Annotated in this window: 25 protein-coding genes and 1 pseudogene; 13 read left to right on the top strand and 13 right to left on the bottom strand. The window is 46.5% G+C overall.

Annotation, left to right across the window (positions count from 1 at the left end; genetic code table 11):
* Positions 1 to 138 precede the first annotated feature (138 nt).
* On the bottom strand, positions 139 to 723 hold the full coding sequence (locus R7070_RS05920) for a LysE family translocator (protein WP_005482872.1): 585 nt from the start codon (positions 721 to 723) through the stop codon (positions 139 to 141).
* A 114-nt stretch (positions 724 to 837) separates the two neighbouring features.
* On the opposite strand from R7070_RS05920, the gene R7070_RS05915 reads away from it, so the two are divergent.
* Both R7070_RS05915 and R7070_RS05910 read left to right on the top strand, forming a co-directional pair.
* Positions 838 to 1,278 carry an Lrp/AsnC family transcriptional regulator gene (locus R7070_RS05915; RefSeq protein WP_005482841.1) on the top strand — a complete coding sequence of 147 codons (441 nt, stop codon included), beginning with the start codon at positions 838 to 840 and terminating at the stop codon, positions 1,276 to 1,278.
* A gap of 214 nt (positions 1,279 to 1,492) precedes the next feature.
* Positions 1,493 to 2,671, top strand: coding sequence for a lytic polysaccharide monooxygenase (locus R7070_RS05910; RefSeq protein ID WP_031813569.1), 1,179 nt, complete (start codon positions 1,493 to 1,495; stop codon positions 2,669 to 2,671).
* Between the two features lie 115 nt (positions 2,672 to 2,786).
* Here R7070_RS05910 and R7070_RS05905 read toward each other — a convergent pair whose 3' ends face one another.
* From R7070_RS05905 to R7070_RS05895, 3 genes are read right to left on the bottom strand one after another with little or no spacing between them, the layout of a single operon-like run.
* The gene (locus R7070_RS05905; RefSeq protein WP_053308043.1) at positions 2,787 to 3,407 is read right to left on the bottom strand and encodes an HAD-IB family hydrolase; all 621 of its coding nucleotides are present in this window, start codon (positions 3,405 to 3,407) and stop codon (positions 2,787 to 2,789) included.
* Positions 3,408 to 3,445: 38 nt separating this feature from the next.
* Entirely contained in the window at positions 3,446 to 3,757 is a 312-nt protein-coding gene (locus R7070_RS05900; protein WP_256900180.1) for a cupin domain-containing protein, read from the bottom strand.
* 9 nt (positions 3,758 to 3,766) lie between these two features.
* On the bottom strand, positions 3,767 to 4,417 hold the full coding sequence (locus tag R7070_RS05895; RefSeq protein ID WP_256900179.1) for a Qnr family pentapeptide repeat protein: 651 nt from the start codon (positions 4,415 to 4,417) through the stop codon (positions 3,767 to 3,769).
* Positions 4,418 to 4,912: 495 nt separating this feature from the next.
* On the opposite strand from R7070_RS05895, the gene ompW reads away from it, so the two are divergent.
* The 3 genes from ompW (at position 4,913) to R7070_RS05880 (ending at position 8,281) form a co-directional block, all read left to right on the top strand.
* The gene (gene ompW, locus R7070_RS05890) at positions 4,913 to 5,554 is read left to right on the top strand and encodes an outer membrane protein OmpW (protein WP_017634373.1); all 642 of its coding nucleotides are present in this window, start codon (positions 4,913 to 4,915) and stop codon (positions 5,552 to 5,554) included.
* A 214-nt stretch (positions 5,555 to 5,768) separates the two neighbouring features.
* Positions 5,769 to 6,794 carry an HlyD family secretion protein gene (locus R7070_RS05885; protein WP_318141167.1) on the top strand — a complete coding sequence of 342 codons (1,026 nt, stop codon included), beginning with the start codon at positions 5,769 to 5,771 and terminating at the stop codon, positions 6,792 to 6,794.
* Entirely contained in the window at positions 6,791 to 8,281 is a 1,491-nt protein-coding gene (locus R7070_RS05880; protein ID WP_318141166.1) for an MDR family MFS transporter, read from the top strand. The genes R7070_RS05885 and R7070_RS05880 overlap by 4 nt, the downstream gene beginning before the upstream one ends.
* A gap of 96 nt (positions 8,282 to 8,377) precedes the next feature.
* On the opposite strand, the gene R7070_RS05875 is transcribed toward R7070_RS05880, so the two are convergent.
* Complete coding sequence (locus tag R7070_RS05875) at positions 8,378 to 8,623, bottom strand: Rho-binding antiterminator (protein WP_256900176.1); 246 nt, start codon at positions 8,621 to 8,623, stop codon at positions 8,378 to 8,380.
* A 180-nt stretch (positions 8,624 to 8,803) separates the two neighbouring features.
* Here R7070_RS05875 and R7070_RS05870 point away from each other — a divergent pair, with 180 nt between their 5' ends.
* Positions 8,804 to 9,913, top strand: coding sequence for an MBL fold metallo-hydrolase (locus R7070_RS05870; protein ID WP_256900175.1), 1,110 nt, complete (start codon positions 8,804 to 8,806; stop codon positions 9,911 to 9,913).
* Between the two features lie 104 nt (positions 9,914 to 10,017).
* On the opposite strand, the gene R7070_RS05865 is transcribed toward R7070_RS05870, so the two are convergent.
* From R7070_RS05865 to R7070_RS05845, 5 genes are all read right to left on the bottom strand, one after another.
* Positions 10,018 to 10,443, bottom strand: a complete 426-nt coding sequence (locus tag R7070_RS05865; RefSeq protein WP_033907199.1) for a VOC family protein — start codon at positions 10,441 to 10,443, stop codon at positions 10,018 to 10,020.
* A gap of 174 nt (positions 10,444 to 10,617) precedes the next feature.
* Positions 10,618 to 11,103 carry a VOC family protein gene (locus R7070_RS05860; protein WP_025768760.1) on the bottom strand — a complete coding sequence of 162 codons (486 nt, stop codon included), beginning with the start codon at positions 11,101 to 11,103 and terminating at the stop codon, positions 10,618 to 10,620.
* A gap of 139 nt (positions 11,104 to 11,242) precedes the next feature.
* Positions 11,243 to 11,572 (bottom strand): DUF4144 domain-containing protein, encoded by a 330-nt coding sequence (locus tag R7070_RS05855; protein ID WP_033907198.1) that lies wholly within the window; start codon positions 11,570 to 11,572, stop codon positions 11,243 to 11,245.
* 24 nt (positions 11,573 to 11,596) lie between these two features.
* On the bottom strand, positions 11,597 to 12,133 hold the full coding sequence (locus tag R7070_RS05850) for a DUF924 family protein (RefSeq protein WP_256900174.1): 537 nt from the start codon (positions 12,131 to 12,133) through the stop codon (positions 11,597 to 11,599).
* 69 nt (positions 12,134 to 12,202) lie between these two features.
* Complete coding sequence (locus R7070_RS05845) at positions 12,203 to 14,050, bottom strand: M3 family metallopeptidase (protein WP_318141165.1); 1,848 nt, start codon at positions 14,048 to 14,050, stop codon at positions 12,203 to 12,205.
* Positions 14,051 to 14,326: 276 nt separating this feature from the next.
* Here R7070_RS05845 and R7070_RS05840 point away from each other — a divergent pair, with 276 nt between their 5' ends.
* Positions 14,327 to 14,689 carry a hypothetical protein gene (locus R7070_RS05840; protein WP_054575251.1) on the top strand — a complete coding sequence of 121 codons (363 nt, stop codon included), beginning with the start codon at positions 14,327 to 14,329 and terminating at the stop codon, positions 14,687 to 14,689.
* Between the two features lie 70 nt (positions 14,690 to 14,759).
* On the opposite strand, the gene R7070_RS05835 is transcribed toward R7070_RS05840, so the two are convergent.
* The gene (locus R7070_RS05835; protein ID WP_005374332.1) at positions 14,760 to 14,933 is read right to left on the bottom strand and encodes a hypothetical protein; all 174 of its coding nucleotides are present in this window, start codon (positions 14,931 to 14,933) and stop codon (positions 14,760 to 14,762) included.
* A gap of 234 nt (positions 14,934 to 15,167) precedes the next feature.
* Here R7070_RS05835 and R7070_RS05830 point away from each other — a divergent pair, with 234 nt between their 5' ends.
* From R7070_RS05830 to R7070_RS05820, 3 genes are all read left to right on the top strand, one after another.
* Positions 15,168 to 16,310: a sugar diacid recognition domain-containing protein gene (locus tag R7070_RS05830; protein WP_005374330.1), complete on the top strand. Its 1,143-nt coding sequence runs from the start codon at positions 15,168 to 15,170 to the stop codon at positions 16,308 to 16,310.
* Between the two features lie 158 nt (positions 16,311 to 16,468).
* Complete coding sequence (locus R7070_RS05825; protein ID WP_256900172.1) at positions 16,469 to 17,821, top strand: GntP family permease; 1,353 nt, start codon at positions 16,469 to 16,471, stop codon at positions 17,819 to 17,821.
* Positions 17,822 to 17,837: 16 nt separating this feature from the next.
* The gene (locus tag R7070_RS05820; protein WP_042522351.1) at positions 17,838 to 18,974 is read left to right on the top strand and encodes a glycerate kinase; all 1,137 of its coding nucleotides are present in this window, start codon (positions 17,838 to 17,840) and stop codon (positions 18,972 to 18,974) included.
* A gap of 95 nt (positions 18,975 to 19,069) precedes the next feature.
* On the opposite strand, the pseudogene R7070_RS05815 reads toward R7070_RS05820, so the two are convergent.
* Positions 19,070 to 20,505, bottom strand: a pseudogene (locus R7070_RS05815) (PLP-dependent aminotransferase family protein).
* A gap of 92 nt (positions 20,506 to 20,597) precedes the next feature.
* On the opposite strand from R7070_RS05815, the gene R7070_RS05810 reads away from it, so the two are divergent.
* The 3 genes from R7070_RS05810 (at position 20,598) to R7070_RS05800 (ending at position 22,596) form a co-directional block, all read left to right on the top strand.
* On the top strand, positions 20,598 to 21,497 hold the full coding sequence (locus R7070_RS05810) for a DMT family transporter (RefSeq protein ID WP_017634359.1): 900 nt from the start codon (positions 20,598 to 20,600) through the stop codon (positions 21,495 to 21,497).
* A gap of 66 nt (positions 21,498 to 21,563) precedes the next feature.
* Positions 21,564 to 21,851, top strand: a complete 288-nt coding sequence (locus tag R7070_RS05805; protein WP_005374318.1) for a hypothetical protein — start codon at positions 21,564 to 21,566, stop codon at positions 21,849 to 21,851.
* A 154-nt stretch (positions 21,852 to 22,005) separates the two neighbouring features.
* Complete coding sequence (locus R7070_RS05800; protein WP_411912988.1) at positions 22,006 to 22,596, top strand: type II secretion system protein; 591 nt, start codon at positions 22,006 to 22,008, stop codon at positions 22,594 to 22,596.
* A 37-nt stretch (positions 22,597 to 22,633) separates the two neighbouring features.
* Here the strand turns inward: R7070_RS05800 and R7070_RS05795 are convergent, their stop codons facing one another.
* The gene (locus R7070_RS05795; protein ID WP_256900170.1) at positions 22,634 to 23,161 is read right to left on the bottom strand and encodes a GNAT family N-acetyltransferase; all 528 of its coding nucleotides are present in this window, start codon (positions 23,159 to 23,161) and stop codon (positions 22,634 to 22,636) included.
* Positions 23,162 to 23,167: the final 6 nt, after the last annotated feature.

Raw genomic sequence — 23,167 nt, 5'->3', positions numbered from 1 at the left:
TTATCAAGTTCCCTAACAAGAGGGTAGCGTCTTTAAACAAATTTACACTGTGAATTAACGCCAAAGCCTCAAGAAAAATATTACCTCTATCCTTTCTCTAACCACGTAAAGTGAGTCGTTTTTTAACCATAAATGGACTTATATCATTGGAATCGTAGACAAAAGCAACAGCGCTGCCATGCTGTAGTTGAACCCCTTAACGCGTTTATCGGTGGTCAACCAACGCTGCAATTGCATACCTGCCGCCGTCCAAAATGTCACCGATGGCAAGTTGGCTAAACAGAAGATACCGGCGATAAAAGTCAGTTCGAGCCAAGAACCGCCACTGGTGTATACCGTAATGGCCGTCAACGCCATCGACCAACCTTTTGGGTTCACCCATTGGAATGCAACAGCCCCTAAAAAAGACATCGGGCGAAAATCGTGTTTTGCTTCGGTTTTGTCGCTGGTGGCGATTTTGTACGTCAAGTACAGCAAATAACTCAAGCTCAATACTTTTAAAATCGAGTGGGTTAGCGGGTAGGCATGGAACAGGCTCATCAAGCCAATACCCACCAAAATTAGCATGGCACCAAAGCCGAAGGTAATGCCCAACATGTGTGGGATAGTGCGTTTAAAGCCGACATTTGCCCCTGAGGTCATCAACATAATGTTATTGGGACCCGGCGTAAAAGTGGAGACAAAAGCGAACAACGCCAAAGCGCCCAGTTGATGATATTCCATAGATTGTTCCTTGAATCAGTTCTCGATAAGTAAAGAACAACTATAAGTAGAACTGAGGTCAATATTGTGCTTTTATTTGATGATTAGAAACTAAATAAGCAATGAAACATCATCATGGATAGATTTGACGAAAGAATATTGCAAGTGCTCAAACGAGACGGAAGAATCTCCAATGTGGAGCTGTCGGAACGCGTTGGTTTATCTCCGTCTGCAACCTTACGCCGAGTGCAAGATTTAGAGCGTAAAGGCGTGATCAAAGGCTACCGAGCGGTACTGGATAATCAGCAACTTGGCGTGGGTTTTGTCGCTTATGTGTCGATTGGTTTGGCCTCGCACTCTAAGCAGGCGCAGTTGGGTTTCGAAGAGCATGTGCGTTTTGTAAACGAGGTGGTGGAATGTCACAACATCACTGGTGCGAACGAGTATTTGCTGCGTGTGGAAACGCAAGATCTCGCCGCTTATAAAGCGTTTCACGCTGATGTGTTGGGTGAGTGCGAACACGTCAAGTCGATCACAACCATGGTGGTGATGGACACACCAAAAGACGAGCGCTAGCCAAACGAGAGTGACAGTTTTTGTGGCACACGAATTTGAAGTGACTCGAAAGAGTCAGTCGAGTATGAGAATGGTTCACAACAAATGCTGGAAAGCAGATGGCACTCTTACAATTTCCATATTTATTCTCACCTTCTAAATAATCCCATCCTGCTAGTTTTGCTTAAACCGCTTGTGTTTCAGAGCGGCGAGTCAGCAAAATTAAGGATGAACGATGAAATCACATGTAACACTTCCTCTTTTGAGCTTAAGCGCTGTTGCCGCATTGAGCTCATTTAACGTCAACGCCCACGGCTGGGTAGAATTTCCAAGTGCTCGTCAGAATACGTGTTATTTAGACGGTGGTTTTTGGACCAACGAGATCCCTAACCAAGCGTGTAAAGCGGCTTTTGAAGAATCTGGCGCGTATCCGTTTGTGCAGCGTAGCGAAATTGCAGCAAACGTACCAAATTACCGAGATATGGAGCATGTGAAAGCCGTGGTTCGCGACGGTGAGCTATGTTCTGCTGGCGATGCAGCTAAGAAAGGCTTGAACATTCCTTCTCCAAACTGGCAGCGCACCAATGTTACGCCAGATGCAAATAACCAGATTGAATTGGTGTTTTACGGCAAAGCGCCGCACAACCCATCGTACTGGGAATTCTATCTCACCAAGCCAACTTATGATGATTCAAAACCTCTTACTTGGAGTGATTTAGAGCTGATCGACACCGCAGGTGATGTGTATGTTGATGCGGAAAAACGCTACCGTATTCAGGTGACTTTCCCTGCTGATCGTTCCGGCGATGCGGTGCTTTATACTCGTTGGCAGCGCATTGATGTCGCTGGGGAAGGCTTCTACAACTGTAGTGACATTACGTTAAACGGAACGGGTACGACGCCACCGACTGACCCTGTTGATCCAACCGAACCAGGCAACAATCTGACATCTCTAGGCTACTTTGTTCAGCAAGGTTTTGGGCCAGTAGAGTCTGGCGATACGGTGCGTTTCCGTACGTTTAATGCGACGGGGAATGAAATTGTCGATATTTCACTACCAATCAGCGCAAACAATACGGCGACTTGGGCTGCAGAAATAGCAGATCAATTTAACGCGCAGCAAACGGGCGATTGGTATGTTGGCATTTGGCATCAAGAGATGAACCACTACATGTTCGATAGTAAGAACGTGAATGCAAACCAAGTATTAGCGCCAAGTGCAGACTTCAGTTATGCGTTGTCACTGATCAAAGCGGATGTACCGCCACCAGTTGAACCAACCAACTTGTGGGACAAGACGGCCGTTTACAACCAAGGTGATGTGGTGACACACAACGGCAAAGAATGGACTGCCCAGTGGTGGACGTCTGGTGAGGAACCAGGCACAACGGGTCAATGGGGTGTATGGCGTTAAGCCAGTTATTTGGGCCCTGAACAGTAAACCCTTCTCATGTGAGAAGGGTTTGTTTTTTCAGTCTAAAACGATCACTTTGGTTGAGTGGTTGTCTTGAAAATCAGAGCACATATCGTTATTCGCTTGCTCTCCACTCGCTCCAGTTGAGCATCGCGTAGTCTGCCAGTTTTAGCATCGGAATGTCTTCGTGCGTATCACCGTAGGCATAAATAGACGCAAACTCGTCGAGCGAAAACGTGGCCCTAACGCGCGAGACTTTTCTTTCTAAACTGCAATCACCTTGCTGGTAAAAGCCACTCAGTTTTGGCTGTTCTGAGATCAGTTCACTGCACAGCAAGTGGTAACCGTTCACTTCACACCAAGGCTTGAGATATGCATTGAGTGATGCCGACACCACCACAATGGTATCGCCTCTGTGTTGATGCCACGCCAACCTTTCCATCGCTTCTGGCCGTAAGTACAGCGGGATCACTTCATGGGCAAACTGAGTGCCAATCGCTTCAATTTTCTGCGTTTCTTTCCCTGAAAATGCAATAAAACTGCTGAGAGGGCGCATAACACGAGCGGGTAACACTCCGAGTTTGTACAGCGCATAAAATGGCATGATAGCGACCTTTCCTACTCGTTTGCGCAGGCCATAAGCAGAATAGTGGAGGAAAAGGCTAAACATATCCTCTCGGGTGATGGTGCCATCAAAATCAAACAGTGCCAGTGACGGCTTAGTAGTATCGAGCAAACTCAGCGCCTATTTTTGGGTTTAAGATCGTTTTGTGTTTATTGATAAAACACCGCCAACCAGATGGTTTCTTGCGTTGGGTCAGTCCAGCTCACTTTGTGTTTGGTATGAGCTGGAATCGTAACGTGATCGCCTGCCTCAAGTCGTTGCACTACACCTGATTCAAAAGTCAGCTCTCCAGCTCCTTTAAGAACCAAGACCCATTCATGTTCTTCTTGATCGTACCAGTCACTTTCGGGCGAGGTTTGCCCCGTTGAGACAATGCGTTCTATACGCAGGTTTTTGTGGGTCAGCAGGTCTTCGAACACTTCCTCGTCGAGGTTATTCGGTAAGTCTTTAAACAGGTTCATGGCCTTTCCTTAGAGAATGATCAATCCAAAAGGCGCAAGCAATTGCTCTTGTTGCCAATCACAAATTTTAACACCAAACAGAGAAACGCGGCGAACATCCAGCCCGTCTAGTTCGACATGAGTCAGATCACATTGCTCAACGTTAAAGGTTCCCCATTGTTCTGGCGAGAATTCGCAGCGAGATAAATCCGAGCCTTTGAGAGTTGCCCCTGCGAGGTTCGCACCGTTCCAACGGTTTTCAAAGAGGTCACATTTTTCTAGTAACACTCGTTCGAAGTTACAGTAGGTGAGGTTGCAGCCAGTAATAAAAGCAGGACAGAAAAACATGGTGTTACTGACGCGATTAGCAAAGTTCGCACCTTGGAAGTTTGCCCCTTTGAGATCGCACTTACGCAGCTCCAAGCCCATACAATTTGCGCCGTTAAACAGGCTCATCGCCAACATACAGTTCGTAAAGCTAGCGTCTTTTAAGTTCGCGAAGCGAAAACTACACCCTTCTAGCGCTTTGGATTCGATAAAGCGACAGTCGATGAACTTAGCATCGCGCAGATCGGCATGGTCGAAACAGCACATATAAAAGTGGCAGTTTTTAAAGGTGGCATTCTGAAAATCGTGATGAGAAAAGTTTTCTCGTTCAAAAATGAGGTCGGTTTTTAACATGTCTTCTCCTTAGCTGCGAGCAGACTAGCACTCCAAGTGACTGATTTTCCATAAAAATAACTTCTTGTATTTCAGTGTTTTACAAACCCCTCAAATCGCGATTTTAAGGGGTCAAACGAGATTTTTAAGTGGGTTTTTTTTTGAAAATAGAAGAAGTAGAGGACGAAAAAAGTTTTTACTGGCTACGAGCCTTAACGAGAGGATTCGCATTTATGGGTATGCATGGCAACTCACACGCACAGTTTGCATTACAGAATTGTATCCTATTTGCATAATTTGTTGATCAATATGGCGTTTCTCCATACAAAAAACCTATATTTTTCACAAATTGATTTCCATCAAAATAGTAGGGTTTCTATGTGCTAGATTGCGCACAGCTCAAAAAGATATAGATACCCGTGTGCTTCAAGGCGCTGAGTTTACTTGAAATCTCAGATCAGTTAGCAGGCACCCCTTTGGGTACGACATAACGAAGCCCTACGAAAGGAAATAAAAATGAAAAAAACAATCTGCAGTCTAGCAGTGGTTGCTGCACTCGTGTCACCAAGTGTTTTCGCTCATAAACAAGGTGACTTCGTTCTTCGTGTTGGTGCGGCGTCTGTCGTTCCAAATGACAGCAGTGATAAGATTCTTGGTTCTCAAGAAGAGTTAGAAGTTGACTCAAATACGCAGCTTGGTTTGACGTTTGGCTACATGTTCACAGACAACATCAGTTTAGAGCTTCTAGCAGCAACACCATTCAGCCACGACATTTCGACAGATTTGGTTGGTAGTGATATCGCGAAAACCAAACATTTACCACCAACGCTAATGGTGCAGTACTATTTTGGCGAGTCTCAAAGTAAGTTCCGTCCATACGTTGGTGCAGGTCTGAACTACACCATATTCTTTGATGAAGATTTCAATAGTACGGGTAAAGGCGCTGACCTGTCAGATTTGAAATTAGATGATTCATTCGGTCTAGCAGCGAATATTGGTGTGGACTACATGATCAACGATCAATGGTTCCTCAACGCCGCTGCGTGGTACGCAAACATTGAGACAGAAGCAACTTATAAAGCAGGTGGAGTGAAGCAAAAAACCGACGTCAAAATTAACCCTTGGGTATTTATGATCAGCGGCGGTTACAAGTTCTAAGAAAAACCAGCAGTTACACGCACATTACTATTATTGGCATGACTTTGGGGGCGGTTACGGGGACTGCCCCTCTTTTTTATCCTCGTTTTGATTGCACATCATTTACTCCACTTAGCAACATGCAAAATTGGATCTTTACCTTGCAGATCATTTTATTGTCGGAAGATCGAAAAGTCCTACACTGATCACATAATTGAACAAGTGGACAATATAAATGAGCGACGACATCGCAAAGCATTCTTCCTCCAGATCTAAGCTGGTAAAAACTCTTTTCTTTACTCTCTGTGTTATCGCATTTGGTGCGATGTATTGGTCTTGGCAGTATTCAGACAGTCACCCAAGCACGGAAGATGCCTACGTTAGGGCAAAAATTCTGTCGGTAGCGCCTCAGGTAAAAGGCCAAGTGGTTTCTGTGGATGTTAAAGATTTCCAATCCGTTAACAAAGGTGACCTACTGCTGAAGATAGATTCACACCCATATTTGTTGGCAGTGAAGCAAGCAAAAGCGGCATACCAATTGGCGGTCCAGCAACATGACGTTGCCGATAAGCAGGTAACTGAAGCCGTTGCGGGCTTAGATGCGGCGCGCTCTAACATGACAGAAGCGCAAGTGGAGTACAAACGTACGGATTCCTTGGTGAAACGCAAACTGGCGTCGGACCAAGATTTAGATACGGCAAAAAACAAACTAGCCAATGCCCAAGCGAGCCTGGAGCAAGCGCGCGCGACGGTAGAAAAAGCCATTGCGAACCGTGGTGAAGAAGGCGCAGAGGCTGCGGTTGTTCAACAAGCGGGAGCACAGTTAGCGCAAGCAGAGCTGAACTTGAGCTACACCGACATTACGTCACCAGTGGATGGCATTGCCGGTGAGATCAATACGCACGTAGGCTCGGTCGTTAGCGTGGGTCAAACGTTGTTCCCTGTGATTTTAAAAGACAGTTATTGGGTACGCGCGAACTTTAAAGAAACCGATCTTACTCATATTAAACCTGGCATGCATGCGGATGTGGTGATTGATATGTACCCAGACGTGGTGTGGAAAGCAACGGTAGAACAACTATCGCCTGCGAGTGGTACATCGTTCTCCTTGATGCCACCAGAAAACGCAACGGGTAACTGGGTTAAAATCAAACAGCGTTTCCCTGTACGTTTGGCATTAGAAGTACCGGCCGATGCGCCGCAACTTCGCGTGGGTGCGAGCTCAGAAGTCACCATTGATTTGCAAAGTAGCGTGCAATGAGCCATCAAATTACGGCAGACAAACGGGGGATTGCCACCGTCGCCGTGATGCTTTCTGCCATCATGGTGTTAATCGATATGACCGTTGCGAACGTGTCGCTATCGCACATGATGGGCGCGTTGGGCGCAACGGCAGACCAAATTACGTGGGTGTTGACGGGTTACAGCATGGCGGAAGCGATCTTCATTCCGATGACCAGTTTCTGGGTGTCGCGTTTTGGTGAACGCAAAGTCATGTTGGTTGCTGTGATCGGTTTTGTGATTGCCAGTGCGCTTTGTGGGCAAGCACAGTCTCTTGAAGAGATGGTGCTATTTCGCATTATCCAAGGCGCTTTCGGCGCGTCGGTGATTCCATTGGCGCAGTCGACGTTAGTGCAGATCTATCCGTATGAGCAAAAAGGCAAAGCGATGGCGATTTTCTCCATCGGCATTTTGCTTGGTCCTATTTTGGGCCCAGTTGTAGGTGGTGTGATCACCGACAACATTAACTGGCGCTGGATTTTTTACATCAACTTGCCATTCGGTTTGATCTGTACCTCTTTGATTTATCGCTATATCCATATCGACAACAAATCCAAACCTAACTTTGACTGGTGGATCATCGGTTACATGGCGTTAGGTGTGGGCGCGTTGCAGTTTGTGTTGGATAAAGGGAATGAAGACGACTGGCTCGACTCACGTATGATTCAGACCGCGATATTGCTCGCAGTCATGGGATTGGTGATGTGGATCTATCGCAGTTGGAAAACCAAAAGTCCAATAGCGCCATTGTGGCTACTGAAAGACCGAAACCTTATGGTCTCGTCATTGATGATTGCCGTGGTGTCGATGGCGATGTTTGGTCTGACGACTCAACAACCAATGCTGTTGGAAAGCTTGCTGGATTATCCGGTCTCAACCACTGGTTTATTAATGGCACCGCGTGGGTTGGCGTCAGCGGCGATGTTGATTTTGGTGATTAAGCTCAATCCGCAATTCGATCCCAGAATCAAAATAGTCTTTGGCTTAAGCTGCATCGGGATTGGTAGTTATTTGATGACGCAATACTCACTGCAGATCGATACATTTTGGATTGTGATGCCGAGTATGATTCAGGGGATGGGGCTTGGTTTAACCTTCTCGACGCTATCCACCTTGGCGTATTTAACGATTCCGAAAGAGCAATCTGTTGCGGCGGCGAGTATTTACAATCTGTTTCGTACCATTGGTAGTTCGTTTGGTATCTCTATCGCTACCACGTTCCAATATCGTGATAGTCAGCAGCAATGGCATGTGCTGGGAGAGGGTATTAATCCTTATAATCCTAACTTGCATGACTGGGCGGCCAATCAGGGGCTTTCCATTACCGACCCGGTTGCGTTAGACCAATACCAACAGATGTTGCAGCAGCAATCGCAAATGGTCGCGTTTGTGCACACCTTCCAGCTTGTGGGAGTGATGTTCGTGATCATGATGCCGATGCTGGTTTTCATCCGGTCGCGTGAATAACAACAAGTTCAGGTGAACCGTGTAAGAGAACGCCTCTCAAGTTGTGACAGCTTGAGAGGCGTTTTTTATTGGACGGCGTCAGTGAAAGAAGGACGTTTACTCAAACGTCACTTCGTCAAAATGCGGATTGGCTTTGAGCGCGCGCATTGCGACTAATTGTTCAGTCGGGAAGGCGGTGTGCTCACCATCCATATCTAAAAACAAGCACTCTTGTCGCTGCATGTCGTAGCCTGTGTCGAACGCGTTGCCCTGATGAGTTTTACCATTTTTTAGTGTGATCTCGATAGGGAGCTTAAACATACAGGCGATTTCAATAAAATCGTATTGGCTGCAAGTCACCATAGTTTTCTCCTTTCAAACCGACGCTGTATTCAGAAGGTTTGAGAACCGTATCCTTAAATAGAAGACGTTTGATTGAAACTGAATCTTCATCTTACACCTCATTTTGGTCACGAAATAGACATACACGCACGTTTTAATAAACCTACTGTTGAGCGTTCGCAAGTGAGACAAAACTACAATATGTCTGAGACGATACTTAAGCGCACATACCTAACGAGTGAACAAAAGACACAAAAGCCAAGTTCACTGATTCCGCCTCAAACCTACCATGCGCAGTTGGCGCACCGTGTTCACCACTCGCCTCAATTTGAAAACGGCCGCGTTAAAAACGAGATGCCAAATGTCCCTAGTCCGCAATCATTCTGGCAGGTGTGTTGGAGTTATCTTGGTGGTAGAACGCCGTTGAGTCCTAACGAACATCTGCCACATTCCCCAATTCAACCCACGCAGTTTGCGCAGCGAAGTGAATCGATGCGCGTTACTTGGCTGGGCCATTCCACCATGCTGGTGGAGGTCGATGGCATTCGAATTCTGACCGATCCGTTATTTGATTACGCTTCTCCGTTCATCGCAAAAGCGTGGTTTGAACGCAATATTCCCAATACCTACGCCAGAGATTGTTTGCCGATTCCTGAAATTATCGTGATTTCGCACGATCATTACGACCATTTAGAAGCATCGACCATACGTTTCTACGCTGATAAATCCGTGACGTTTTATGTGCCCTTAGGGGTTGGCAAGCATCTGATAAAGTGGGGCGTTTGCGCAGACAACATCGTGGAATTCGATTGGTGGGATAGCGTGCACTATGCCGGAATCGAACTGATTTGTACGCCTGCTAACCATAATTCGGGTCGTACTTATTTCGATAAAAACGCGACCCTGTGGGCTTCTTGGGTCATCAAAGGAAAAGAAGAGACGCTCTATTTTAGTGGCGATTCAGCTTACGATTCGCACTTTTCCGAGATCGCACTGCGATGTGGACCAATCGACATTGCCTGTTTGGAAGTGGCTGCCGATGTGAAAGGCCAAGGTTATCCGGTCGAAAACTGGGGGCACATGCAGGCTCATCATACCGTGCAAGCGTTTCGCGATTTAAATGCGAAAAAACTGTTGCCAGTACATTGGGCTACATACGAGCTGTTTACTCACCGCTGGGACGAACCGATTTTAGATTTGCTTGCCCATTGTCAAAAAGAACATATAACGCTGCTGACGCCAATGCCGGGGGAGAGTTTTTTCGTTCATAAAAAACAGATAAATAAACAATGGTGGCGAGAAAAAAAATAGGTGAGCCAGCTAGAATTTTGACTTAATAATATGTTCTTACTTCAATAATTATTTTAGAAGTTAACCTTGTTATTTTCAGAATATAACAAGGTTTTTTTACTCGCTTACTCATCAATCACTTGAGGTTTTAACTCGACGACATTTCCTTCCGGATCATGAATATAGAGTGAGCGACCGAATCCTTGTGCGCCGTAGCGTTTCGCAAACTCTTCGGTTTCAATGCCGTTCGAACGCAGATATTCCAGTAATTCATCCTCGGAAAAAGGCGCCAATTGCAGGCAAAAATGATCAATATTACGACCATTTTGAACTGGTGGCTTTCCGCCGAGTTGACCCAATTCGCTGTCTACCGTCACTACATCAATCAATGCGTTACCTGCCCTAAGTTGAGTTAAACCAAGTTCCGTTACTTGGCGCTCGACAGGGCAGCCCAAAATGTCTCGATAGAAATGCAACATAGCATCGAGGTTACAGGTCCTTAATACAACATGATCAAGCGCTTTGATGGCGATTGGATTTTTGGTAGGCATGCTTCACTCCTTTTTGCATTGTGTTGAGGTAAGTATAAAGTGACCTTAAAAGTGGTGAGAGAAATGATCAAATTCCAGACGTTTTTTTGCTAGAGCGAGTGCAGAAACACTGCAACTTAAAGCAAACAAAAAAGGCTAGCGTATTGCTAGCCTTTTGGAATATGGATGGGGCTATTACTCGTAATCAGAAGCGTAAGTTTCTTCGTAAGAGTGTGAGTAAAGCTCGAATAGGTTACCGAATGGGTCTTCTAGGTAAACCATTTTCGCAGGCTTATTATCGTCTTCTGGGTGGTAACGCATGATGTCCATGCGAACTTTGCCACCTAGTGCTTCGGTGCGTTTGATAGCACCTTCAAAATCGTCTGTCTGCAAACAGAAATGGAAGATACCGATGCGAGAAAAATCCACTTCATGGCGCTCTTGACGCTCTTTCATTTCGAATAACTCAAGGCCGATGCCATCACTTGTCACAAGGTGCGCAATGTTGAAGCCTTTAAAGCCTTCCCCAAAGACCGCAATACACATTCTGCCAATTGCCGTTTCGCGTTCTTCAATCACTTTCGTGTTGCCCATAACGACTTTTAGACCTAGCGCTTGCGTGTAAAACTCAACCGCTTTGTCCATATCTCCGACCATAATACCGACATGATTCATTTTCATTTGTTTGCTCCCAACATGTGTGTTTGAACGTTGTCTTGTTTCGATGTGGGAGAGTATATGGCGTGATATTGATTACATTAAATTATCATAAATTATAAAAATGATAATTTTATTTAATGATGTGCGTATTGGGATTGATTTAGTGAGCTAAGGCCTCAACAGCTTGCCTCACCGAGGTGAAATGAATCTTGATAATGCACCGTTGCGCGAGGCTGAATTCATGCGATTGGATTAATGACGTAACCTCTTCTACGGACAGCGTTCGTTCTTTTGGGTGTAAAAGAGTGGTGTTCGAACCATTGTTTTTCAATTCGAACGTGTTGCCATTTGAGTCAATAACGTAATCATCTTGCCCAAAAATGAGGGCTTCGCATTCAGAGTCTAAGTCGGACTGGGAATGCGTGTAGATCAGCTCATCGTCGCCGTCTAGTTTTAGCAAGCATGGCCAGCATACTGCGTGGTCTCTCATGGTTAACTCATTATTCATTGTTATTTAGAAACTTGACCCAGGTTGTTGCAAAAACGCTAACTCTTCGGGAGTGCTCTTTCTTCCCAGTATCGCATTGCGATGAGGATAGCGCCCAAACTGGTCGATGATGGCTTTGTGTTTTAGCTCAAAATCGTAGTTATTTTCAAGCCCTGATGCGCGAAACAATTTTTCAGCTTCGACATGAATGAGGCGAGATTCGCTATGCATAAATGGCATGTACAAAAAACTTAGCTGCTCAGGCGCTAATTCTTTGTCGTGACCTAACCGAATTGCCTCTTGAGCCAATGCTAATGCGAGTGGGTCTTGTGCAAACGCTTTTGGGTTGTTGCGATACACATTACGTGAAAACTGGTCGAGGACGATGATTTCGGCCAATCGTCCTTGTGCGCTGTTACGCCAATTAAACAGTTCACAACGAGCGGCTTGTTCTAATACCGAGGCAAATCGCGATGCAATACGCTTGTCCAGTTCTGGGTTGTTTTCAAACCAATTTTGGGGCGATAGCTCCTCGAACCAAAATTTGATGACTTCTTGGTACATGGATCTTCCTTCCTATTGCATTAGCTAAAGAATAAAAAGCCAGAAGGCGAGCTCCTGGCTTTCTGCGTGTTATCGACCGTAAGTCTCTACGATGTAACGTTCAAAATCGTCACACATTTGTTCGTCAGAGATGGCGTTGCTTGCCAGCTCTTTACTGCCGTCGACGACTTTAATCGCGGCGTTCAGTGAAGCGACTGATGCTCGCTCTCGCGTCGCAAGTGAGTCGATTTTCTTCTGCTGCACTTCCCATGCCTGTTCTAGCGACAGGTTACACACGTCTGCAAGGTATTTGGCATTGAAGCCTTCGCCAGTCAGGCTGACAATGGTTTCGTTGTGCGACAAGTGATTACCTGCGTGCCAGTAGTGCTTTGCCAGCAGTGGGCCAATTTCTGGGTTATCCGTCAGGTAACCAAACTTCTCAAGGAAGTATGCACGGGTCTGATACACCGCCATGTGCGCGAGTAGATAACCTTGATACGCACAAGCTGCTTCGTCGGATAGCAAATGTGGAATCGCCATCAGTGGGCGAGGGCTGCATTCCAAACCAAGGATCTGCTTTTCACAATCGCGAGCCAGCTTAGTGATGCGCTCTGGCGTTAACTCGTCATCGCTCAATTGATACAACGCGCGCTCAAAATATGGTACAACCAAGATGCTACGTTCTTCATAAGCTTTGAATGGCTGACGGCTGTTGATCATTGCTTGAATAATCTCATCAGGAACAGAATTCCCTTCATCATCCAGTGCGTACTGTTTTAGCCAATCGGCATCGGTTAACAGGCTATCACAGAACATCGACTGAGTTTCTGCATAAGCCATTGACGTCGGCGAAAACTCCTGCGAGAAACAAGGCGCGTTCATTTTTACGTTCGCAAAGTGTGCTGCGTGGCCGCCTTCGTGGAACAGCGTGTTAATGCCATCGTAGCCACTGCCCACTTGGTCTGGTTTGGCATTACTGGTGAAGTTCACCTGCGCTGCGACCCATTCGCCTTGATTATAGAAAGAAGGGATAGGGCCGTGGCAGAACCCGTTCGGGTACTTACCTTTGCGATCTAGTAAATCCAGCGTTAGCGTCGCGCCAGAGTAATCAATATTTAGGCGACCAAATGATTCTACCCAGCGTCTCAGAGATTTTGAGAACGGCACGTATGGGTCAAGGTCACGCATAACGTTACCCGCGAATGAGTAAACAAAGTTGTAGCCTGCTAGTGCGCTTGCGCCTTTCTCTTTCGCCAAGTTTTCTAAGCTGTTTAGGTGCGCATCTCGCGTGCGTTGTTCGAAATCTTCCAAAATCTCGAATAGCTGCTCAGTGCTCATCTTTTCCGTTTTTTGCACGGAGTAATCAAAGAAAGTCGCATAACCCAGTGAGCGAGCGAACTGGTTGCGCAGTTTGATCAGTTCAATAAAGCCGTTTTGCAGTAGCCATTGTTCAAGGTTCAGCAACGCTTGATGAGCCGATTGGCGAACTTCTTCATGATTGCTGGTGCGAATGGTTGAGCTTAATACTGGAAGTGAACCTTCTACTTGCTCGCCGTTCTCATCGGTAAATGTTTGTACGTGGTTCTGTTTTTTCTCGAAGAGCTCAGCTTCAAAGGCAATGAGCTGATTTTTCAACGCTTGTGCTTTTTCGCCCTCGATAGCGTGAGATTCAAACATCGCCAGCCAACCAGATAGACCCGTAATGGTTTGTTGTTTCTCTTGTGGGTCGGTAATTGAGTCCGCGGCTTCAAGCTGTTGTTTGATGGCAGTAATTTGCTCGGCGTTGCTTAAAAAGCTTGTCCATGCCGTTTGTGCTTGCGTCGAGCCATTATGGTCATCGCTGATCCCCATGTAAGTTTCCCAAAAGAAATCTTCTTTGGTGCGGTGAATCGCAAGGTAACGTTGATTGAGGTCGTTGAGGTAATCCGTTGCGGTCATTTTGATCCTTCAAATGGTTTCGTTATGTAGACAGTTGATTATTGCACGCTTGGTCGCGAGAAAGGAACGCTAATCTCATTTGTCGATTTTGCATCGCGTAAAGGTGATTTTACTATTTGTTTACATTTGGGTGAGTTAATAGGAGTTATGAGCTTGCAGTGTTAAGACTGGTATGGAGTTTACAGTTTATTAAGTAATTAATCTGCGGTGCGCTATCGATGATCCTTATCAGGTGTAATAAGATTTCCATATCGTGGCGATACAGTTGGAAACTATATGATAAATAAGACAAAAGTTACGTTATTGGCGGTAGGTACGATTTTAGTTGGATGTTCCACAGTCGCGCCACCAAGAAATGATGCGGTTGAAAGCATTCAACAAAAGTGTTCTGTGATTTTAAGCAATGATGTTGCGGGCGATCAGCGCTGGCAGACGTACAACGGCTTGCTTGTAGAATATGCCGTGCATGGCGTTAAGAGTCAGGCGCAACTGGAACATTTTGAAGCGTTTGTGCAGAGAGTGCAAGATGATGAGTCTGGACAGTTAGTTACTGAGTTGATTGAGGTCACCGACTGGGGATGCTCAAACGGCAATTATCTAGAAGAGATGAGCTTGTTTATTCAAGAAGTTCAAAAGTAGAAAACCGAGCGTTAAGTCGCTCGGTTTTTCTGTTTGTGGAACGCTTTTGTGCGCTGGCTCGTCAGGACGTTTACTCCTCTGGATACTCGCCCATACCTTGCGTTTTACCTTCCGCTTTCCAATGCTCTCCAGGAGCAAATGCTTCATCGCATAAATCTACGGTGTAGCCCATTTCTGTGATTTCCTTCAAAGTGAGGTTATCAGCAATATTTGCAACTTCCCCCGATTTATTCCGTAACTCCATGTTGATCTCTCCTCTGTAGGTAGACGAGTGGCATCAATGCACAGTGAAGAATGCATTGGTAACCTTTGTTCTAAGTATATAACCCGCTGCTAAAAATGAAGGTTTAATCCACTTTTTAAATATGGGTAATTGGATAATGCTTTGAGCTGCTTCCGTTATTTAGAACCGCAGCATCGCGATAGTTTGCCATTTGTGATTTATTGAGTGATTAAACGGTCAATTTGGAAACTCGAAATGGTGATTCTCGACCACGCTTTAGCACAACAAATTGTTGATCGAACCATGTCCATCATTGGTCACAATGTGAATGTGATGAACTCGGCAGGCATCATCATTGGCAGTGGCGACCCTAAACGTGTTGGGCAAGTGCATGATGGCGCGGTACTGGCGCTGAATCATGGCGATTCGCTAGAGCTTAATGAGCAGCAATGTTTGACGTTGCAGGGTGTCAAACCCGGTATCAATATGTTGTTGAAATTACATGGCGACGTGGTCGGTATTGTTGGCGTCACAGGAGAGCCGGAGAAAATCCGAGATTTTGCAAAACTGGTTAAAATGACCGCTGAACTAACAATCGAGCAAGCTGCGCTGGTGGAAAAATTTCAGTGGGACAGACGTCATCGTGAAGAGTTTATTCTGGCTTGGATCAATGGCAAATTGACCGATGAAGAGCTGAAAGATTGGGCGATGCGTCTTTCTATCGATGTTACTCAACCAAGGGTGGCAACGGTGATTGAAGTCTCGACGCCGTCCGCCTCGAAAAGCATGAAGAGTGTGCGCAATATTGTTGAGCTGCTTGAATACCCAGAGCGTAACAACCTGGTTGCGATTGTCTCGGTGAATGAAATTGTGGTGTTGAAACCGTGTCATTCCGCCAAGCAGTGGGATAGCCAAGTTGAAAGTGAGCGCATTGATAAGTTGATGTCGCGTTTAAGCGATCACGATTCGCATACGTTTCACATTGCGCTAGGGCAGCTGTTTAATGAGCCTAAAGATGTCGCGTTGTCATACCAAAGCGCGAAGCAGGTATTAGCCATTGGCAAGCAGTTCTACCCAGAGAAACGTAAGTACCTGTTCGATGAACTTCGTTTGCCTGTTTTGTTAGCGCCGTTGGCGGATATTTGGCAAGGTGAACAAATTATTGATGGTGTGAAACGGTTGAAAGAGAAAGACAAATCTGGGCAATTATTGAAAACCCTAGATGCACTGTTTGAATGCAATGGCAATGTAACAGAATGCTCTAAAATGCTGTTTATTCACCGGAACACTCTGCGCTATCGGTTAGAGAAAATCACCGAGATAACAGGGCTACCAACAACCAATTTTGTGGGGTTAGCGGAGCTTTATATTGCGACTCGGCTCTCAAAAATGTCGTGATGTTGTGCATTTGCACAATACGCGTTATTTTTTGACCACATCATTTGTCACTCCGCCTAAAGGAATTCGAAAGCAAACGATTAATAATTCATGCGTCCCTACATGTTGAGTGAGCCAACACGGACTCGCTCAGCAAAATAAGAATAAATGGAGTTATCATGAACCTTATATTAATCCTGCTTGGGGTGATCGCATTTATTGTGCTCACGACCACCAAATTCAAATTACATCCCTTTTTAGCGCTGATCATCGCAGCGTTTCTTGCGGCATTTGCTTACGGCTTACCGGCAGATAGCATTGCCAAAACCATTGCTTCTGGCTTTGGCGGCATCCTTGGTTACATTGGCTTGGTGATCGTTTTAGGTACCATCATTGGTGTTATTTTGGAAAAAAGTGGTGCGGCGATCACCATGGCCGATACGGTCATCAAAGTGTTGGGTGAGCGTTTCCCTACATTGACCATGAGTATCATCGGTTACATCGTTTCTGTTCCAGTATTTTGTGATTCAGGCTTTGTCATTCTGAACTCGCTCAAAGAATCACTCGCGAAGCGTTTAAAAACCTCAAGCGTTGCAATGAGTGTGGCGTTGGCAACTGGCCTATACGCGACGCACACGTTTGTGCCGCCAACTCCTGGCCCTATTGCCGCTGCGGGTAACTTAGACCTGGAATCTAACCTTGGTTTAGTGATTGGTGTGGGTGTGTTTGTTGCAGCGGTTGCGGCGTTAGCGGGGATGTTGTGGGCGAACCGATTCCAACATGTTGAACCAGATGGCATTGAAGCCGTAGAAGAAATTCAGCAAGACTGGCAAGCACTCAAAGCGTCTTACGGCAAATTGCCAACGGCGAGCCAAGCATTCGCTCCTATTTTTGTTCCTATCTTATTGATCTGTTTTGGCTCTATCGCGAAATTCCCAAGCCTACCGCTGGGCGAAGGTTTTGTGTTTGATGTTCTGACTTTCTTAGGACAGCCACTAACGGCATTGGTGATTGGCCTGTTCCTTTCTGTTCGCCTACTCAAGTCAGACAACAAGATTGAAGAATTTGGCGAGCGAATCAGCCAAGGTATTACGGCTGCTGCGCCTATTCTTTTGATTACCGGTGCGGGTGGTGCATTTGGCGCGGTATTAAAAGCAACGCCGCTAGGTGAATACTTAGGTACGACGCTATCGGCGCTGGGCGTGGGTATTTTCATGCCATTTATCGTTGCGGCTGCGCTAAAGTCGGCGCAAGGTTCATCAACGGTTGCATTGGTGACCACATCGGCTTTGGTTGCGCCTATGCTTACGCAATTGGGGCTCGATTCAGAAATGGGCCGCGTATTAACGGTGATGGCGATCGGTGCTGGTGCGATGACGGTTTCTCATGCAAACGACAGTTTCTTCTGGGTAGTTTCGCAGTTTAGCCGCATGTCGGTGGGCTTAGCGTACCGCGCGCAAACCATGGCTACGCTCGTTCAAGGTGTCACGGCAATGGCATTGGTGTACATTTTGAGCCTCGTTCTCTTATAAGTCTCTGGAAATACGTATGAAAGTGGTAATTGCACCTGATTCATTTAAAGAAAGCTTAACCGCCAAACAAGTGAGCGAGGCGATAAAAACGGGTCTTGCTCGCGTATGGCATGATGCTGAGTTTGTTACGGTTCCGGTCGCAGACGGTGGCGAAGGCACGGTTCAATCTTTGATAGATGCAACTCAAGGCGAACAAGTCTTCACAACAGTGACTGCGCCATTAGGGAATGATGTTGAAGCGTTTTATGGCATCCTCGGCGACGGCGAAACTGCGGTTATTGAAATGGCGGAGGCCAGTGGGCTACACCTTGTGCCGAGTGACGCTCGCGACCCAAAACTGACCAGTAGCATTGGTACCGGACAGCTGATCAAACACGCGCTAGACAGAGGCATTCAACGTTTAATCATTGGTTTGGGCGGCAGCGCTACCAATGATGGTGGCGTGGGCATGTTGACCGCGTTGGGGGTGGCGTTTCTTGATGAATCTGGTCATGCAATTACCCCAAATGGAGGCGGGTTAGCGGCGCTTGCGTCCATCGATATTTCTGGTCTTGACCCTCGTTTAGCAACTTGCGAAGTGTTGGTAGCGTGCGATGTTGATAACCCACTCTGTGGTGACAAAGGCGCGTCGGCTATCTTTGGCCCGCAAAAGGGAGCGACCGTATCAGACGTTACTCTGCTCGATAACGCATTGCGCAAGTTTGGCGAGTTGACGGAACAAGCGACGGGTAAGCATGTACTGACTCGTGAAGGGGCGGGTGCTGCTGGTGGTATGGGCGCGGCCTTGCTCGGGTACACGCCAGCACGTTTGCAACCGGGAATTGAGATTGTGCTTGAAACGGTCAAACTTGCTCAGCATGTTGCGGATGCGGATATCGTATTTACAGGCGAGGGTCGAATCGATCATCAAACCGCACATGGCAAAACGCCGATGGGCGTTGCTCAGGTGGCTAAGCAGTGTAATTTACCAGTCATTGCATTAGCAGGCTGTGTGGGCGACAACTATCAGGCGGTTTATGAGTGCGGCATTGATGCGGTGTTTGCTTGTGTACCAAGGGCGATGAGCTTACCTGAGGCCATGAAAGAGGCCGACGTCAACGTTGCTAATTTAGCCGAAAACGTCGCGAGAATGTGGCAAATTAAGTCGCACTGAAGGCGATGACGATATGAAAAACTCCACCTTTGCGTGGAGTTTTTTGTTGTTACCTGTTTACGTGTGTCGGCATAAGTTCATTTAGTAAGAGCGAGTTAACAGGCATGCTTTGCTATCAATTTTGCCAGTGTTTGCATCGCGTGACTCCAATCGGTTTCATGACCAAAGTTTGCCACGCTGAGGCGCACGCAATGTCGATATTGCCCTTGAGTGCCAAATACGGTGCCGGGAAGTAGGCTGATTCTGTGCTTATTGCATGCTTGATACAACGCATAGCTGTCCGTGTCTTCGGGCAGTCGCAACCAAAGTAAGAACGAGCCTTGTACGGCGTTGATCTGGTATCGATTTTTTAGAGGTTCGTATTCATCCAAGTATTGATGAAGCATCTGTATAAATCGTCGCATGTTGTTTTGATAAACCCGACCCATTCGCGCAGTATGCGTTCGATACTTGCCTGACGTTAGAAACGTTGCCACGGCGGATTGCATCAGGTTCAAACTGCCCATGTTCTCACACAGTAGATATTGTTCAATTTGGTCTCGATATCGCCCCGCCAACATCCAACCAATTCTCAAACGCGAATCGAGCGTTTTGGATAACGAATTCACGTAAATTACGCGTTGCTTGTCATCGAGCAATCTCAAGCTTGGCAACGGCTTATCATAACTTAACCCGCCAAACACATCGTCTTCGATAATAGGAATATTGCCGGACGCCAATAGTAATTGTTGACGCTTTTCTAGCGGCATCATGGCACCAGTTGGATTGGTGAAGTTTGGCGTTACGATGATCGCTTTTATGTCCCATGTCGCCATTGCTTTTGCTAAGGCTTCGGGGCACATACCGTCGCGTGGGCAACTCGGAATTTCCACCACTTTGAGGCCGAGTGATTCTAGCATCAATAAGTTGCCAACATAGCAAGGGGACTCCACCGCGACGATATCGCCTTTTTGTGTCGTTGCGCGCAGCGCTAGGCTAATGGCTTGTTGCGCGCCGTGCGTCACCATGATCTCATCCAACTTGGCTGGCGTGCCCAAATCTTGTGTGATTTTCGCTAGTTGTTTGATTAAGAGGTGATCACCGGGTGGTAATTGGTAATGGCTCGGTACATGCGTTTGCTGGCGGCTGTGGCGGCCGATCTCGGCGTACAGCTTTTGATCGCGGGGGAGTCAATGTTTGGGTGGGCAGAACCGGTAGGCAAACGCTCTTGGTATTCAGGATAAGTAAGGATTTCTTTGCAGATCGAGAGCAAATCCACGCGAGTCGGATCCGGAATTGAGCGAGAGGTCGGCAAGGCGACTTTAACTCGATAACCCGATTTGGGAACCGAGTAAACCAAGTTTTGTGCTTCCAGCTCTTGATACGCACGAATCACGGTATTTTTACTGACGTTTAATTCTTGGCTCAACGAGCGAATGGAGGGCAGTCGATCATCCGCCTGATAAACGCCACCATTGATGGCTTGTTTGAGGTGTTTTTCCACCACGAGGTACTTATTCCCTTCACCGCTTCCCAATAAATCTGTACCCATAAAAACACTTCCATCTGTCACTTTTTGAAAACACTGTACCTAATTACATTAGCAGTATCTCAAAACATAAAACAAGCGTGAGTGAGGCGATCATGTTAATCCGAGCCATCCCTTTTGTATTTGTCATCCTTTGGGCTTCTGGATTCGTTGGTGCGCGTTTTGGTTTGCAATATGCCGAGCCAGCGACACTACTTTCTATCCGTATGGCATTCAATGTCTTATTGTTTTTGGTTCTTGTGGCGGTATTGCGTAGAAGGTTGCCGACAGGAAAAGATTTTTGGCACAGCTGTGTAGTTGGTGCGTTGATCCACGGTTTCTATCTGGGCGGTACTTATTTCGCTATCGCCTTGGGTATGCCTGCTGGGTTGAGTTCGTTGCTGGTGGGTATTCAACCGATTTTAACCGCGGCTTTGCTGGTGGCGTTTGTTCGTGAGGAATTTAAACCCTCGCAATGGTTGGGTTTGGCTCTTGGTTTTGTCGGTATCGCTATGGTGTTGATGGGCAAAATGGAGTGGCAATCCGAGCAGCATAAAGTGTTGGCCATTGGTTTGTGTTTGTTGGCTTTGGTTGGTATCACGCTAGGGACGCTTTATCAGAAAAAACATTGCCAACAAGTGGATATGGTGGGTGGTGCGACGGTGCAATATTTGGCCGCTCTCGTCATGTTTCTGCCCGTTGCGATGCAGTTTGAAACCATGCAAGTGCAGTGGGAACTGGAGTTTATTTTGACTGTGTTGTGGTTGGTCGTCGTGCTCTCTTGTGTAGCTATTCTACTGCTGTTGTACATGGTTAAGAACGGTGCTGCATCGAGCGTAGCTTCTGTATTCTACCTGGTGCCGCCAACGACGGCGATTCAGGCTTGGCTCGCGTTTGGAGAGTCATTTGATTGGATGGGGATTTCTGGTTTCGTACTGGCAGCTACGGCGGTGTATTTGGTGGTTAAAAAGCCGGATCTGACGATAAAGAAATCGATTCAAACAGAATATACCTAAATTGGGTAGGGACATTTTCGTACCAGTGGGTACAATCTGCTTCATCTTAATCCGTGGAGCAGAATGATGAAGGTAAAGCCAGATCGAATGACCGCCATGCGTAGCATCATCGAGCAAGTAAAAGCGGAACTACCAATTTATGAACCAGAAACGTTTGTATGTGGACCAGAAGGGCAGTGCATTGGCTGTCCGAAGAAATTGTTGGAAATGGTCGATTCAGAAGTCACTTATTGGGAGTCAGCCATGGAGCGCGGCATTGTTCCGCAGTTCGATGAGATTCGTCGTTTTGGCAAAATGTGCACGAATGTTCGTCGTGGTCTGGTGCGAAATAATGTGCCTTTACTCAGTAACTAGAGAGTAAAAAACCGTCTAATATCTGACACATAGCGTCGTTTTGTTACACTGCTCTTTGGCTGCTGTTCTCAAGTTTGAGTGGTGTTTGTCTCTTCTTACCCCTTAAGCCTTTAATCGTAAGAAATTGGCGATATATTGGCTCGGTCTCACATGGATGTGGGGCTATTGTCTTGGGCTAGTTGAGATAAGAAACGTGAAATCAAAGGGATTTACGCTGATGGAAATCACCATAGTGCTTACCACTTTGGCTTTCATCGCATTAGCTGCTTTACCAGTATTACTCGATATTCATCGCCAAGCATACGCTGCGATGCTGCACAGTTCTCAGTCTTCTTTGGGTACGGCTCTCAAATTCTTTCATGCTCAAGCTGTGATTGATAACGCTTACGGCCAAGAGCACGTTCACTACATTGGCCGACATGTCAAAACACGCAAAGGCATGCCAGAAGCGAGTGCCGATAGTATTCGAGCTTTGTTAGAAATCGATCTACCAGCCAGAGGTTATTCGAAAATTGACGTGCCGTGCAAAGGCAGTGATTTTTGCATCATCGGTCAGCAGCACCCAAACAGTGCTCATTTTGTCGCTATTCCTGATTATCAGTTCTTAGATAAATCGGGTGTTGATCGCGTGGTGTACATTTGGCCGCAAGGTTACACACTGGCAGAAGAAGCATGCTATTTCTACTACGTGAATCAAGCCTCTAACGATTCAATTGTTCGAGGGCATGTGACGCAAGGGTGTTAATCCCGAATAAGTGTTGCGAACAACGGTTATCGTGACTCTACAAATCGGGGTTTTTCGAAGGGCTTTGCGCTTTATACAATACCATTTTTTGACTCATCAAGACTTTACCATTTGGCAAGGTCACTTCCCCAAGTTCCCCCTGATGTTCAAATCCAAACCGTTCATACAAAGCAATCGCTGGTGTGTTGGTTGTGTATACGTAGAGTGCGATTTGGTCGTAACCAAATTCCCAACCACGTGCGATCGCGACTGCCAATAGTTTCCGCCCCAATCCTTTGCCTCGGTAGTTTTTGTCGATGTGAATACCAAGAATACCGACGCGAAGGCGTTGCCCTCTTTCGTAACCGCACATCTCAGCTGGGTAGATTTCAACACTACCGATAAGTTTTTGGCGGTCAAACGCGACAAACTGAGGGATGGACTCGTTTTCCACACGTTGCAGGATTCTGCGAAGCGTTGCGTTATCGGGTGCAGGAGAAATCAAAAATTCCCCTTCGGAGTACACTCGATTCCACAGCGCGTTGAAGCGCGCGATATCGCTCACCTTGATGGATCTGATTTGCATTCATCT

Origin of the sequence: Vibrio sp. 1557, assembly GCF_033340175.1 — a bacterium.
GTDB lineage: Bacteria > Pseudomonadota > Gammaproteobacteria > Enterobacterales > Vibrionaceae > Vibrio > Vibrio alginolyticus.
Note: the sequence above shows the minus strand (reverse complement) of the source record. Positions and strands in the feature narration are given on the sequence as shown.

Coding starts and splice junctions, on each gene's coding strand:
- R7070_RS05820 (WP_042522351.1), top strand. CDS start 17,838: ATGAAAGTGGTAATTGCACCTGATTCATTTAAAGAAAGCTTAACCGCC.
- R7070_RS05800 (WP_411912988.1), top strand. CDS start 22,006: ATGTGGGGCTATTGTCTTGGGCTAGTTGAGATAAGAAACGTGAAATCA.
- R7070_RS05795 (WP_256900170.1), bottom strand. CDS start 23,161: ATGCAAATCAGATCCATCAAGGTGAGCGATATCGCGCGCTTCAACGCG.
- R7070_RS05845 (WP_318141165.1), bottom strand. CDS start 14,050: ATGACCGCAACGGATTACCTCAACGACCTCAATCAACGTTACCTTGCG.
- R7070_RS05920 (WP_005482872.1), bottom strand. CDS start 723: ATGGAATATCATCAACTGGGCGCTTTGGCGTTGTTCGCTTTTGTCTCC.
- R7070_RS05895 (WP_256900179.1), bottom strand. CDS start 4,417: ATGTTAAAAACCGACCTCATTTTTGAACGAGAAAACTTTTCTCATCAC.
- R7070_RS05865 (WP_033907199.1), bottom strand. CDS start 10,443: ATGCCTACCAAAAATCCAATCGCCATCAAAGCGCTTGATCATGTTGTA.
- R7070_RS05880 (WP_318141166.1), top strand. CDS start 6,791: ATGAGCCATCAAATTACGGCAGACAAACGGGGGATTGCCACCGTCGCC.
- R7070_RS05875 (WP_256900176.1), bottom strand. CDS start 8,623: ATGGTGACTTGCAGCCAATACGATTTTATTGAAATCGCCTGTATGTTT.
- R7070_RS05830 (WP_005374330.1), top strand. CDS start 15,168: ATGGTGATTCTCGACCACGCTTTAGCACAACAAATTGTTGATCGAACC.
- ompW (WP_017634373.1), top strand. CDS start 4,913: ATGAAAAAAACAATCTGCAGTCTAGCAGTGGTTGCTGCACTCGTGTCA.
- R7070_RS05840 (WP_054575251.1), top strand. CDS start 14,327: ATGATAAATAAGACAAAAGTTACGTTATTGGCGGTAGGTACGATTTTA.
- R7070_RS05885 (WP_318141167.1), top strand. CDS start 5,769: ATGAGCGACGACATCGCAAAGCATTCTTCCTCCAGATCTAAGCTGGTA.
- R7070_RS05825 (WP_256900172.1), top strand. CDS start 16,469: ATGAACCTTATATTAATCCTGCTTGGGGTGATCGCATTTATTGTGCTC.
- R7070_RS05855 (WP_033907198.1), bottom strand. CDS start 11,572: ATGAGAGACCACGCAGTATGCTGGCCATGCTTGCTAAAACTAGACGGC.
- R7070_RS05850 (WP_256900174.1), bottom strand. CDS start 12,133: ATGTACCAAGAAGTCATCAAATTTTGGTTCGAGGAGCTATCGCCCCAA.
- R7070_RS05835 (WP_005374332.1), bottom strand. CDS start 14,933: ATGGAGTTACGGAATAAATCGGGGGAAGTTGCAAATATTGCTGATAAC.
- R7070_RS05900 (WP_256900180.1), bottom strand. CDS start 3,757: ATGAACCTGTTTAAAGACTTACCGAATAACCTCGACGAGGAAGTGTTC.
- R7070_RS05870 (WP_256900175.1), top strand. CDS start 8,804: ATGTCTGAGACGATACTTAAGCGCACATACCTAACGAGTGAACAAAAG.
- R7070_RS05805 (WP_005374318.1), top strand. CDS start 21,564: ATGAAGGTAAAGCCAGATCGAATGACCGCCATGCGTAGCATCATCGAG.
- R7070_RS05810 (WP_017634359.1), top strand. CDS start 20,598: ATGTTAATCCGAGCCATCCCTTTTGTATTTGTCATCCTTTGGGCTTCT.
- R7070_RS05915 (WP_005482841.1), top strand. CDS start 838: ATGGATAGATTTGACGAAAGAATATTGCAAGTGCTCAAACGAGACGGA.
- R7070_RS05860 (WP_025768760.1), bottom strand. CDS start 11,103: ATGAAAATGAATCATGTCGGTATTATGGTCGGAGATATGGACAAAGCG.
- R7070_RS05910 (WP_031813569.1), top strand. CDS start 1,493: ATGAAATCACATGTAACACTTCCTCTTTTGAGCTTAAGCGCTGTTGCC.